Origin of the sequence: Clostridium sp. TF11-13AC, from assembly GCF_003481065.1 — a bacterium.
Classification (GTDB): domain Bacteria; phylum Bacillota; class Clostridia; order Lachnospirales; family Lachnospiraceae; genus Otoolea; species Otoolea fessa.
The window spans coordinates 17,343-30,288 of sequence record NZ_QUKJ01000012.1 but is presented as its reverse complement, the minus strand read 5'-3'; the positions used below and the strand labels follow the sequence as shown (position 1 = coordinate 30,288).

Genomic DNA, 12,946 nt, shown 5'->3' with positions numbered 1-12,946 from the left:
AGTCTTGACTTTTTATTTGCAGGCTAAAGCATATTTCAGTCTCAGCCGGAATCTCAACAAAGCTTGGGCGTGACATATAAATCTTTATGTTATCCATTTCAAATATCATTTTAAGAACATTCGGACCACATTCTTCCATTGCACTTTATTTTACTTTACCCTATAATGTTTATAAAAACAATCCAATTCTTACAGTCATAAAAGATACGGAACGACTGCCCTGGCAGCCATATCCTATTTTTATATCATAAAGGAGATAAGCAAATGAAATTATCCCTCGGAATCGACATCGGCAGTTCCAGCACCAAGGCGGCGGCGCTGGATGAACATGGCGCTCTGCTCGGTACGCTTCAGGTTCACGCGGATGACCCGCGCACCTCGGCTTACGGTGTTCTCGGGCGTTTCCTGGATCAACAGGGCGCTTCGTTTGGCGATGTTGAAAAAATCGTCCTGACCGGGCTCGGTTCGACGTATTTCCATGAAAATATCTTCGGCATCCCGACCATCCACGCCCTGGAGCTGGATGCCATCGGACACGGCGGCCTATACCTGTCCGGGCTTGACGAAGCGCTGGTGGTCAGCCTTGGAACCGGCTCTGCCTTTATCCGCGCTTCAAAGACAAACGGCTTCCGTCATCTGGGCGGAAGCGGTGTCGGCGGTGGGACACTTGCCGGCATGGCGGAGCGTTTCTTAGGCATTACCGACATTTTTGCCCTCTCAGAGATGGCGCTGCGCGGCAATAAGGCCATGGCGGATCTCCGCATCGCCGACGTGCAGGAGGAAGATGTCCCGGGACTTGCCGCCGACTTAACGGCTTCCAATTTTGGGCGAATCAAAAGCGGCGCCTCGGATGCTGATCTGGCTGCCGCTCTTTTCAATATGATTTATGAAAATGTGGGTGTGATGGCGTCCCTAGCGCTCAGCCAGGACACCACCCGAAATGTCGTCCTGACCGGTTCTCTCGCCAGCCTTGCACCTGCTGCAAAGACCTTTGACATTTTCAATCAGATGCACGATGTCTTTGGAATCGACTATATCATTCCGCCTCATCCGTCTTTCGCCACGGCAGTCGGAGCGCTTTTATGTGATCCTCTGCCGGAGAACTAAGATCACGGACGGCTCCCAGCAGATCGAAGGCTGCGATCAGGGCGCTTCCTGCGAAGATAAAAAAGTCTCCCAGATTAAAGACGACCTTTTCCAGATATTTACACCGGATGCTGAAATAATCTACCACATAACCGCGTTTGAGGCGGTCATACAGGTTGCTTAAACCACCCGCCGTGATGAGGGCAAAACCGATCCGATCGGCTTTTCTGCCTTCGTCCCGGCACAGTAACCATGTCAGAATGCCCGCTGCCGCCGAAGTAAAGACAACCGGCACCATGCGAACCAGTTCTTTCTTTTCTTTTTTTACTCCAAAACAGAAACCGTCGTTGTGATTGCGGTACAGACGGATCTTTCCATGGCTTTTTTCCATGTCGCGCGGAAAATCTTCCGGTTTCTGGGCTTCTATGTTTTCCTTGCAGAAATAATCGATGCCGAACAGGGCAGCTATCATATACAGGTATTTTTTCATAAGGGCACCTCCTCATATAAATGTCATTATCTAACTTATATTTATTATAACAAGTTTTTCCGACAGAGTATAGGGAAGCTTTCGTATTTTACCGCATATCTTATCTTAAATTCTAAAAAATCTCTATGGAAAACGCTATGAATTGTTCTTCTCTTCCAGACAACCAAACCGCCGATTTTATCGAACGTTTTTTTCCTTTTACCTATAACCAGATTTTGGAAAATGATTCCGGCTGCTATGATTTTGTCAATCATGAGTATGTGATCTGGCACCGGTCTCTGGCGGAGGCGCTGCCGCTCTCAGTCCAGCAGTATGGCTATGACTCGATCCCGAATCTTTATACCATATTAGATACATCCAGCCTGGACAGCGCAGGAATTTCCCGGACGGCAGAACAGCCCTTCCTGGGAAACAAGGGGCGCGGGACGCTGATTGGGATTGTGGATACGGGGATCGATTATACAAATCCCTTGTTACGCGATCCGGATGGAAGCACGCGCATCGCCGCCATCTGGGATCAGACGGTTCCGGGCGCGGGGCTTAGCACGCCGGATCCGATCGATGCGCTGCACTACGGAAGTGTCTACCAGCGTTCCCACATCAACGAGGCGCTGCGCTCGGAAGATCCGCATTCCATCGTTCCCACCTCGGATCCTCTCCGCCACGGCACGCAGATGGCGCTGGTCGCCGCCGGTTCCGAAGATGCCGATGCTTTTTTCTCCGGGGCGGCGCCGAAATCGGAACTGGTCGTTGTCCGCTTGAAACCAGCCAGAACCTATCTTCGCGATTTTTTTCTGATCCGCGAGGATGCCATCGCCTTTCAGGAGGACGACATCATGCTCGGAATCAAGTTTCTTCTTTATATTGCCAGGCAGGAGAAAAAGCCCCTTGTGATCCTGCTGGGTCTTGGCACCAATACCGGAAGCCACAGCGGCACTTCGCCGCTTGGTCTGTATCTGAACAGCCTGTCGCGCGCCAGCGGGCAGATTCTGGTCGCCGCCGGAGGCAATGAAACCGGGCGCGGGCACCATTTTCGCAGTGTATTTCCTGCTTCCACCTCCTATGAGGATGTGGAACTGCGGGTCGGTCCCGGCGAACGGGGATTTACGCTGGAACTGTGGGCGCGTGAATCGGAGCTTTACAGTGTCGGATTTTTATCCCCCTCCGGCGACGAAACGGGACGCATCCGGCTCTCCGGCGACGAAGAACGCCGGATTCCCTTTCTTCTGGAAGGAACGACCATTCACCTCAACTATACCAGCTCCGAGCTGGCGACCGGAAGCGAACTGATCCTGATGCGCTTTGATGCCCCCGCCGCCGGAATCTGGAAAATCCGCGTCTACCACACGCTCTCGATTCAGGGTGAATATCATATGTGGCTGCCGGTGCACGGCTTTATCTCGGATGAAACCTTCTTTCTGCGCCCGGATCCGGACACAACCATCACCGATCCGGGCAATACAGCAGCCATCATCACCACCGCCGCCTACAGCCACCAGACGGGCGGGATCTATCTGCATTCCAGCCGCGGTTTTACCCGCACCAGAACTATCAAGCCCGACCTTGCCGCCCCCGGCGTCCGGCTCCCGCTTCCCGATTATCAGGAGGTAACCGGAACCTCATTTGCCGCCGCCATGACCGCCGGAGCCGCCGCGATCCTGCTCTCCTGGTCTGCCTATACGCCATCAGCCCCGCGGATCAACACCTCGATTGCCAAGGCATTTCTGATCCGCGGGGCTGACCGCCGAAATTCCATCGAATATCCCAGCCGGGAGTGGGGGTATGGGACGTTAAACCTATATAACTCTTTTTTATCCATGAGAAGTTAATTAACTTCTGCTGTTTTCTCTTCACACACAAATTGCTTTTCCGGATCCTTACATCGCTAACTTTCACCACATCCATGACACCGTTCACCGATCATGTTCCTGAAAAGCTATTATCCCCGCATCTCTATCCGCGGACCGCCATTCTTCTCCAGATACGGGCGCGTAATCACAACGGATCCGATATTCGGATCTTTCGGGATCTCATACATGATATCCATCATAAAATCCTCTAAAATGGCACGCAGCGCACGGGCACCCGTATCTTTTTCCAGCGCCCGCTCGGCGATCCACTCCAGTGCATCGTCCTCAAACACCAGTTTGACCTCATCCAGCGCCAGCAGGCGCTCATACTGCTTGAGGATCGCATTTTTCGGTTCTTTCAGAATCCGCATCAGCAATTCCTTTGTCAGCCCCTGCAGGCTCACAAGCACCGGCAGACGTCCGAGAAACTCTGGAATCATGCCAAAATTCCGCAGATCTTCCGTTGTCACCTGGCTCAAAATATCCGGATCATTGTCAAATTCATCCTTCAAATGGGAGTTGAAGCCCATCGTGGAACGCTTTTTCAGGCGCTCCTTGATGATATCATCCAGTCCCGGAAACGCGCCACCACAGATAAACAGGATGTTGTTCGTATCCACAGTCGCCATCGGCGTGAGTGCATTCTTCTGGTTTGAGCCGACCGGCACCTCTACCTGGCTGCCTTCCAGAAGTTTTAAAAGCTCCTGCTGTACCGACTCACCGCTGACATCGCGGCTCATCGTATTTTTCTTTTTCGCAATTTTATCGATCTCATCGATGAAAATGATGCCTTGCTCAGCTTTCTCCACATCATTTCCAGCCGCTGCCAGAAGCTTGGAGACTACGCTTTCTATATCATCTCCGATATATCCAGCTTCCGTGAGCGCCGTCGCATCCGCGATCGCCAGCGGCACATCCAAAAGCTTCGCCAGCGTCTTGACCAGGTACGTTTTTCCGCTTCCGGTCGGTCCCAGCATCAGGATGTTGGATTTCTCAATCTCCGGCTCGCCGCCCTGCATCTGCATTCCCTGTGCCGCCGCGTTTTCCGCCTTTTCTTCCGTATTTTCATTTGCCCGGAGCTCGTCCTGCTGCCGGAGAATCACGCGCTTATAATGGTTGTAGACTGCCACTGAAACTGCCCTTTTCGCCCGCTCCTGCCCGATCACATATGCATCCAGCTGCGCCTTGATCTGGTGCGGTGCCGGAACATCCTTCATCGTCAGAAATTTCTCCGTGTCTTTTGCCTTGCTCTTTTTCTTGATCTTATTTTTCTCTGGAATCTCTGTATTCGGCACCTGCATGCCCGCAAAATCATTGAGATTCATGTTCATAAACGGCATATTTTGAAGCTTGGAAAAGTCCATGCCCGACTTGGAAATCGAGTCAAATGCTTTCTGCATACACTCATGGCAGAAATTCATCCCGCCCGGCATCGTGATCATCTCTCCCGCCTTGCTCTCCGGGCGGCGGCAGACGTAGCAGATTTTCTCGTAATCATCCGAATGATCTGTACTGGTTTTATTTGTATCTGTTTCGTTTATATTGGTTGTCGTATCTATATTCTGGTTATCACTCATATTTTTATATTTCCTCCAATCTAAAAGCACCTTTTCATTTTATCATAGCTTGTGAAAAACGTAAATCATAACAGCAGCCGTCATTTCGTTTTTAAAATAAAAAATTTCCTATGAAACAAAAAGACAGATGAATCACCGCCCTCTCTAATTACAAGAGGATCTACCGGCGGTTCACCTGCCTTCTTTTCTATATCTTCCTGATTTTATTCATTTCCGCTTCGCAACAGTTCCGTATCTTCACCGTTACGAGCAAATATCCATTCCAGCCCACTTCGCTGATGGGATACTTTCTATCTTCCCAGTTTTCTCTGCGGACTTGCCTGTGATTCACTCCGGCTCTCGTTCTGGCCATCCTGGCTCTGCGGCATATCGCTCTTGGAGCCCAGTGTAATTTGTACGTTTCTCTCGACATATTTGCCATTTTCCAAACTCTGTACCGTCATGGTAACGGTGGAACCTGCCTTATAGTAAGTCAGCAGTTTCTTGAGATCATCACCATTCTTTACCTTCTCACCGTCAAACTTGGTGATAATATCGCGCTCCCGCAGATCCGACCTGGATGCCGCGCCGCCCGCAACAATCTTGTATACATAGATACCTTCCGGCATGCCATACGCCTGCGCCATCTGGCTGTCGATATTCTGAAGCTGGATTCCCAGATAGCCCTGCTCATTCTCATCGACAGCTACCTTCGTCGTCTTCGTCATCAGGTCGCTGATAATATCCTTTGCCTGTGAAATCGGGATCGCATAGCCGATACCCTCAACACTGGTGTCCGAATACTTCGCCGCATTGATGCCGATAACTTCACCGTTCATATTTAAAAGTGCGCCGCCGCTGTTGCCTGGGTTGATCGCCGCATCGACCTGCAGAAGTGTCCGCTCTACGTCGTTGATGGTTAGCTTTTTATTTAAAGCGCTGACATAACCGACGGTAACCGACTGCCCCTGTCCCAGTGCGTTACCGATTGCCACAACACCCTGTCCCAGCTTCAGGGAATCAGAATCGCCCAGATCGGCTGCCTTAATCTGTTTTCTCGTTTCTTCCGGTATATCCGAAAGCTGTACGGCAATGACTGCCAGATCCGAATCGGAATCAGTACCTTTGACCGCTGCCTTAACGCTCTGGTTATCAATAAAAGTAACCGAAAGTTCCTCGGAATCTTCAACGACATGGTTATTGGTAATAATCAGAAGTTCCGTGTCATTCTGTCCGGCAATGATTCCTGAACCGCTGCTCGGCACCTCGTACTGCTGCTGACCAAACAGCCAGTTGTCCTGTGTATAAATCATCTTGTTGTTGATCGCTACAACGGACGGCATCGCTTTCTCTACAATCGAAGAAACATCGTTGCCAATGGAGGCCTGCGTTTTAGTGCCCGCATCTGCCTGTGTCTCCTGGGAAACCTGACCGATCGTTTCCTGTGCGGTCTCACCCGGAAGAAGCCGGTTTGAAAGTGCATTCACGCCAACCATGGTTCCGCCTGCCACACAGCCAAACAAAATGCCCGACATCACAAGTGCCGCAATTTTCTTACCAGTATTCTTAGAGCCATGTCCCCGGCCACTCCGTTCTTCCGGAATATAGCTGCGTTCCGGCTGCTTCTCTGCATTCTCTTTCGGGTCTGCTCCGGCTGCTGCCTCCGGTTCTCCATCGAGACTGCCCCGGTAACGGGAATCATGATAACCGCCATAATCGGAAGTTTCTTCTTTTTTAGCAGTATCGTTATTCTTTTCCTCATAAGCGCTGTCCGAATAAGCGCCCTCCGTATAATCTACATCCTGATCGTGTCTCTCATTTCTTTCATTCTCGTCATACATATATTCATACCTCCTGTTCTCAGGAATCACAGCCGCGTACTGTCCATTTTGCGAACCTTCCCGCAGCGGATTGTTCATACTCTTATATTCTGTCTCAGGCTTTCTGCCCTCTCTCTGTTTACATGAGATAGTCTATCAGTTATTTGTGATGTAATTGTGAAAATAAAATCATAAATCTGTGAAGCTTAAAAACATCTCTCGGTTTTCACTTGTCAGTCTTTCTCTCCTCTTGTATACTTAATGAATGAAACGAATTTTACATTTTATATGAAAGGACTGTTACATCCATGATGAATACACAGGCAGTTGTCCATATCCGCAAAGGCGAGGCTCGTTCCCTGAAAGCCGGCGGTATGTGGATCTATGATAATGAAATTGAACGAATTGAGGGCGAATTTGAAAATGGCGATATCCTTCGTATCGAAGATTTTGACGGTTATCCGCTCGGATGTGGTTTTATCAACACCCGCTCCAAGCTTACCGTGCGGATGCTTTCCCGCAAAAAGGATACTGTCATCGACGATGCTTTTATCGAAATGCGCGTCCGCAATGCCTGGGAATACCGCCGTCAGACAGTTGATACCAGCAGCTGCCGCCTGATTTTCGGCGAAGCAGATTTCCTTCCGGGCATCGTGATCGACAAATTTTCCGATGTGCTGGTCGTTGAATCCCTGGCGCTCGGTATCGACCGTCTGAAACCGCTGATTCTGGAAAAACTCGTCAAGGTGCTTGAGGAAGACGGCATTCATATCCGCGGTATTTACGAGCGCAGCGACGCTAAGGTCCGCTTACAGGAGGACATGGAGCGCTATAAGGGCTTTATCGGGGAACCATTTGATACAAAAGTAGAGATCGTTGAAAATGGTGTCCGCTATCTGGTAGATGTCAAGGACGGGCAGAAAACTGGCTTTTTCCTCGACCAGAAATACAACCGTCTGGCAATCCAGCGTCTCTGCCCGGGCAAACGCGTTCTGGACTGTTTTACCCACACCGGCTCCTTTGCCTTAAATGCAGCCGTCTCTGGCGCCAAAGAGGTCATCGGCGTGGATGCGTCCGAACTTGCCGTCGCACAGGCGCGTGAAAATGCAGAGTTAAACGGTGTTTCCGGCACTACCACCTTTCAGTGCGCGGATGTCTTTGACCTGCTTCCGGAATTAGAGGCAAAAGGTGAGCAATTTGACGTCGTGATTCTCGATCCGCCTGCCTTCACAAAATCCCGCAGCTCGGTCAAAAATGCCATCAAGGGCTACCGCGAGATCAATATTCGCGGTCTGCGTCTGGTAAAGGACGGCGGCTACTTCGCCACCTGCTCCTGCTCCCATTTCATGACGCCGGAACTCTTCACAAAGGCGATTCAGGAGGCAGCCCGCAGCGCCCACCGCCGCCTGCGCCAGATCGAATACCGCACCCAGGCAGCCGACCATCCGATTCTGTGGGCGGGGGATGAGACGTCCTATTATCTGAAGTTCTACATTTTCCAGGTTGTGGATGAGAAGTAAAATTACAGAATGTTTGTAAGACTATAACCAAGCAATATGAACTGCTATTATAAATCATGAATATGCAAACCCTCTCAGAGCAATCTGAGGGGATTTGTTTCGTTTTATCATTGTCTGTTCTGATAAAATATGATATACTTCGTACATGGGAAAAACCAGAGAGCCAGGCGGCTTACCCTCTGTTATCGGAGGGTTGCTAGATTTCAGCAAAGCTTGTTTATCAAAGACTGGAACGAGGCACAAATCTAACCCTCCAGACGAAAGAAAGGAGGGCATTGCCAATGTATGTTACATACTCTGATTTGATTCAGATTGGAATATTCATTTGCGCCCTTGTTGGATTGTGTTATACAATTTTCAAGGGAAAACGAAAATAGCCGCCATTACTGCAATAATGACGGCTGTTAATAAAACAGTTGTTTAATTTATTCAGGTAAGCCGCTCCTCTGGCTTTTCCTTTTTTCTATCCCTAATATAACATATCTTTTCATCCAATGCAAGCGAAACCCCCTTTATAGAAATACGAACTCATAAGGGATTACCGCTGCAGCACCATACACCAAACCGGTGCCGACACCATCGAAAGCAGCGTCGTAAATACCACGCACTTCGTCGCAAAGACTTCATCCCCGCCATATTTCGCGGCAAGAATCGCCGTCGTGCTTGCTGCCGGCATCGCTGCCAGCACCACAGAAATCCCCATCACCAGTGTGTCGATATGGAACAGGAGGCAGCCGATCCACACAAGCGCCGGAATCAGGATCAGGCGCACGGCGGCATAGTAGCAGCTGAGTGGCGTGATCATCGTCTTCATATCTGCCTCCGCCAGAACGGTTCCGACAAAAATCATGGAGACTGCCGTGTTTGCTTTGTTTAAGCTATGTACCGTATCTCCCAGGAATCCCGGAATCTGCATCTGTAAAAGCATCAGCACAAAGCCGATGAATACGGAGACAATACACGGATGCGTGCATATCTTTTTAATCAGCGTCTTCCGATCCGGCGCCTTCGTAAAATACGTCATTCCCAGCGACCACATCGCAGTTCTCTGCGGAATCAGGTAAAAAGAGGCGTAGAAAAGCCCCATCGAGCCGAAGATGCCCTCCGCCACCGGATTTCCCAGAATCCCGGCATTGGACGCCATCGTCGCGTATTTGAGGACCTTCTTCTTTTCCTCTCCCACACCCGGGTACAGTACCATATTTAAGATATAACAAGCCACCTGAACCATACACGAGACGAGCAGCGCCTGTGCGCTGCTCTTTAAGATATCCATGCTCAGTTCTACTTCAAATGACTCGATGATACTGCAGGGAAGTGTCACAAAGATGACCAGATCCGCAATGACCCTTTTTCCCTCATCCGTGATAATTCCCTTCTTCTTTAAGAATGCACCCAGAATCATCAGGGAAAATAACATTCCCTGCATCCGGTACAAACCATCTAAATTCAAAGCATTTCCTCCGTTTCACACTCTCTCATCACTCAATGATGATTCCCGCATCCGTCTTACTTCCCGGTGCACTGCTTCCATTCGGGGAACCGCTGCCGGAAGGTTTTTCTCTGCCATTCTCCGTGCCGGTGCCAGAATTTCCGCCCGGAAATGCCGGCGAAGAACCGCCAGACTCTGCCTCACTGCTCTCCCGCGCATTTTCCTTTGATGCATGCGTACCGTCCGGACGGCTTTCCTGCTCAGAAACGTCATTCTCCTGTGTTTCCGAAGCATTACCGGTCTCTTTCTCCGACTCGTCGCTGCCGCTCCCGGCTTTCTGGCTTTCGTCCGCGCCGCTCTCCTGCGTCGGATCCAGGATGGAAATTGTCGTCGCCTCGGTCGTCTTCGGCAATGCCTTCGTTTCTGCCTGTTTCGTGCCATGAACGCCTGTATCTGATACAATTTTCTGACTGATCGTCCGGACCGTCTCAGTCGGCGTGTATTCCTCATCGCCAAACAGGAAATGATGCAGCTCGATGACATTGCTCTCCAGCGTCTGCGGGATGACGCAGGCGCCCTTGCGTCCCATCTTCTTTTCCCTCAGCTCCGACGGAAAACCGGTCGTCTCGGTCAGATGGTAACGCGTAATATTTCGTCCTATCTTCAACAGATCATTGATCTCGATGCTGGTCGCCACCTGTGGAAATACCGTCTGCACAATATTGTTGATCGTCGCCCAATCTGCTTTTTTCATCTTCTCAAACGCGAGGGAAATAACCTTTCTCTGTCGTTCGGTACGGGCATAGTCCGTATCCATCAGACGGAGACGCCCATATGCAACCGCCTGCACACCGTCCAGATGGTTCATGCCCGCTGATTTAAGCTGGGTCGAAGCGACGCCGGTCGCCTTGACCGTCTCAGAAATGAACGCATTGATATAATAAAACTCTGATTTCGTGATCTCCACGTCAATGCCGCCCAGAATGTTGATCGCATCTGCAACGGCTTTCCAGTTAAAGGTCGCATAATCGTCAATATCGATATCCAGGTTCCTATTGAGCGCCTTGACAACCTGCTCCGGTCCGCCCTGCATATAAGCAGCGTTGATTTTGTTGTAGGTATTCTTGTCGCTGATATTTAAATATGAATCCCGGTACACCGAAACCAGACGTATCTCACCGGTTCCCTGATCGATGTTGCAGAGAATATTGACATCCGAGTTGTTGCCCTTTCCGACCGATGAGTTACGGCTATCCACGCCGAAAACCGCGATCGTCCAATAACCGCTCATCTGCTCCTGCTTCTCCTCCGAAATCTCGACGTTTTTGATCTCATCCGGGTTCCACGGAAGCCGCTGCATCAGATCCAGACGGCTGCTGATATACGAATATCCCGCAAAGCAGAGAATCCCGATCAGCATCACGCTCTCCAGAAGAATAAACCATATCTTCCGCTTCTTTTTCCGGCGCGCTTTCAATTTAACCGGGTCGGCGTAAATATCCGACCGGTTCATGGTCCGGGTTTTCTCCTGATTCCGGCTCTCCCGGCTGCTGCCAGGCTGCGTCTGTCCCCTCTTTGCCGCTTTCTGACCACTTCGGCTTCTATCTCCGCTCCGGTGGGATCCGTCCTCCCGGCGTTCCGTAAATGAATCCGTGATCAGTGTCAGACCATCGTCTTCCATCTCCGACGGTTTTGCCCGTCGGCTCCGGCGGTGTCCTGACCTATCTCTTTCTTCTTCATATCCCATGTGGTTTTCCTCATCAATACGCGTTTTTATTTATAAAGCCCTTAAAAACCGTCAAAAACATGATTTTAAAATCAAATCCCAGCGTCCAGTTCTCGATGTAATACAGATCATGCTCAATCCGCTTCGTGATCGAGGTATCGCCCCGGTAACCATTGACCTGTGCCCATCCGGTCATTCCCGGACGCACCTGGTGTTTGATCATATAACGCGGAATCTCTTCCTTGAATTTTTCAACGAAAAACGGGCGTTCCGGGCGCGGTCCAACCAGGCTCATATCGCCCTTCAGAACATTAAACAGCTGCGGAAGCTCGTCAATGCTCGTCTTCCGGATAAATCTTCCAATCGGAGTCACACGCGGGTCTCCCGGCGTCGTCCACTGGCTTTTCTCCTTTGCCGCCGACTGTACCGCCATCGAGCGGAACTTATACATCTTAAACGGCTTATTGTGAAGTCCCACCCGCTCCTGACAGAAAATGACCGGTCCCGGCGAAGTCGCCTTTATAAGAATCGCCGTCACCAGCATCACCGGTGAAAACAGGATGAGCGCCATCATGCCGCCGACCAGATCCATCGTCCGCTTCATCGTTGCGTTGAGCAGATTCGTGAGCGGCACATGGCGGATGTGGATCACCGGAAGTCCCTGCAGATCCTCCATAAACGGACGGGTCGGGATAAAGTTATAATAATCCGGGATAAATTTCGTATGCACACCCGATTTTTCACAGCCTGCCACGATTTTTTCCAGTTTTCCATACTCCTGGATGCTCAGGGTGATCGCGATCTCATCCAGCGTATTGAGCGCCAGAATCGTATCCAGATCGTCAATTTTGCCGATCACGCGCACTCCCTTATATTCTTTGCCCCACTCCTCATGGTCATCCAGAATACCGCGGATTTTATAGCCCCACTCCGGGTTGACATTCACACGGTCAATAAATCCTTCCGCTGCCCGGCTGTAACCGACCAGAAGCAGATGCTTCTGGTTATATCCCTTCGACCGCATCGACCGAAGCGCTATCCGCAGGATATTCCGCATCAGAATCTCAGCAAAGAGATTGATGCCAAAAAACAAAAATACCATCGGACGGGAGAAGTTGTGGAAATACTCATTTTTACCGCCCAGGTAAAGCATCAGTGAGATCACCAAAAGACCGATGATGTTCGCCTTAAAAATATTGGCTAACTCCACCCGTCTTCCCTGAACCCGTTTGGGCGTGTAAAGATGAAAAAATGCGTATAAAATCAAATAAAACGGTACAATAAGAACGCCAGCCGCCAGATAGACGACTGCCATTGCGCTCTTATTATGCCCTGTTACATTAAACCACGACGTTCCATTGACGATAAACCACGCAAGTGCGTAGGCGCATGCAATGACACATGCGTCCAGCACTACGTGGAAATGGTTCAGCCGTTTCTGGTTATCTTTTATCATAGTATATCAC

The 12,946-nt window shown here is 50.3% G+C and carries 9 protein-coding genes; 3 read left to right on the top strand and 6 right to left on the bottom strand.

Annotation, left to right across the window (positions count from 1 at the left end):
- The first annotated feature begins 264 nt into the window (after positions 1-264).
- Positions 265-1,107 carry a BadF/BadG/BcrA/BcrD ATPase family protein gene (locus DXD12_RS14755; protein ID WP_118638602.1) on the top strand — a complete coding sequence of 281 codons (843 nt, stop codon included), beginning with the start codon at positions 265-267 and terminating at the stop codon, positions 1,105-1,107.
- Here the strand turns inward: DXD12_RS14755 and DXD12_RS14750 are convergent.
- On the bottom strand, positions 1,037-1,576 hold the full coding sequence (locus DXD12_RS14750; protein ID WP_118523802.1) for a signal peptidase II: 540 nt from the start codon (positions 1,574-1,576) through the stop codon (positions 1,037-1,039). The genes DXD12_RS14755 and DXD12_RS14750 overlap by 71 nt on opposite strands.
- Before the next feature lie 137 nt (positions 1,577-1,713).
- Between DXD12_RS14750 and DXD12_RS14745 the strand changes: the two genes are divergently transcribed.
- On the top strand, positions 1,714-3,405 hold the full coding sequence (locus tag DXD12_RS14745; RefSeq protein WP_118638601.1) for a S8 family peptidase: 1,692 nt from the start codon (positions 1,714-1,716) through the stop codon (positions 3,403-3,405).
- Positions 3,406-3,515: 110 nt separating this feature from the next.
- On the opposite strand, the gene clpX is transcribed toward DXD12_RS14745, so the two are convergent.
- Both clpX and DXD12_RS14735 read right to left on the bottom strand, forming a co-directional pair.
- Complete coding sequence (clpX, locus tag DXD12_RS14740) at positions 3,516-5,003, bottom strand: ATP-dependent Clp protease ATP-binding subunit ClpX (RefSeq protein ID WP_118482345.1); 1,488 nt, start codon at positions 5,001-5,003, stop codon at positions 3,516-3,518.
- Positions 5,004-5,293: 290 nt separating this feature from the next.
- Entirely contained in the window at positions 5,294-6,823 is a 1,530-nt protein-coding gene (locus tag DXD12_RS14735) for a trypsin-like peptidase domain-containing protein (protein ID WP_118638600.1), read from the bottom strand.
- Between the two features lie 290 nt (positions 6,824-7,113).
- Between DXD12_RS14735 and DXD12_RS14730 the strand changes: the two genes are divergently transcribed.
- Complete coding sequence (locus tag DXD12_RS14730) at positions 7,114-8,322, top strand: class I SAM-dependent rRNA methyltransferase (protein ID WP_118638603.1); 1,209 nt, start codon at positions 7,114-7,116, stop codon at positions 8,320-8,322.
- Between the two features lie 538 nt (positions 8,323-8,860).
- On the opposite strand, the gene DXD12_RS14725 is transcribed toward DXD12_RS14730, so the two are convergent.
- Genes DXD12_RS14725 through DXD12_RS14715 form a run of 3 tightly spaced genes read right to left on the bottom strand, consistent with a single transcriptional unit; the run spans position 8,861 to position 12,936 of the window.
- On the bottom strand, positions 8,861-9,775 hold the full coding sequence (locus DXD12_RS14725) for an AEC family transporter (protein ID WP_182429162.1): 915 nt from the start codon (positions 9,773-9,775) through the stop codon (positions 8,861-8,863).
- A gap of 28 nt (positions 9,776-9,803) precedes the next feature.
- Positions 9,804-11,501, bottom strand: coding sequence for an LCP family protein (locus DXD12_RS14720; RefSeq protein WP_107001459.1), 1,698 nt, complete (start codon positions 11,499-11,501; stop codon positions 9,804-9,806).
- Between the two features lie 13 nt (positions 11,502-11,514).
- Positions 11,515-12,936: an undecaprenyl-phosphate glucose phosphotransferase gene (locus DXD12_RS14715; protein WP_107001458.1), complete on the bottom strand. Its 1,422-nt coding sequence runs from the start codon at positions 12,934-12,936 to the stop codon at positions 11,515-11,517.
- Positions 12,937-12,946 lie beyond the last annotated feature (10 nt).

Bases quoted from the DNA above. Each gene is read 5' to 3' on its own strand.
- DXD12_RS14715 (WP_107001458.1), bottom strand. From the start codon at position 12,936: ATGATAAAAGATAACCAGAAACGGCTGAACCATTTCCACGTAGTGCTG.
- DXD12_RS14750 (WP_118523802.1), bottom strand. From the start codon at position 1,576: ATGAAAAAATACCTGTATATGATAGCTGCCCTGTTCGGCATCGATTAT.
- DXD12_RS14755 (WP_118638602.1), top strand. From the start codon at position 265: ATGAAATTATCCCTCGGAATCGACATCGGCAGTTCCAGCACCAAGGCG.
- clpX (WP_118482345.1), bottom strand. From the start codon at position 5,003: ATGAGTGATAACCAGAATATAGATACGACAACCAATATAAACGAAACA.
- DXD12_RS14735 (WP_118638600.1), bottom strand. From the start codon at position 6,823: ATGTATGACGAGAATGAAAGAAATGAGAGACACGATCAGGATGTAGAT.
- DXD12_RS14745 (WP_118638601.1), top strand. From the start codon at position 1,714: ATGAATTGTTCTTCTCTTCCAGACAACCAAACCGCCGATTTTATCGAA.
- DXD12_RS14720 (WP_107001459.1), bottom strand. From the start codon at position 11,501: ATGGGATATGAAGAAGAAAGAGATAGGTCAGGACACCGCCGGAGCCGA.
- DXD12_RS14730 (WP_118638603.1), top strand. From the start codon at position 7,114: ATGAATACACAGGCAGTTGTCCATATCCGCAAAGGCGAGGCTCGTTCC.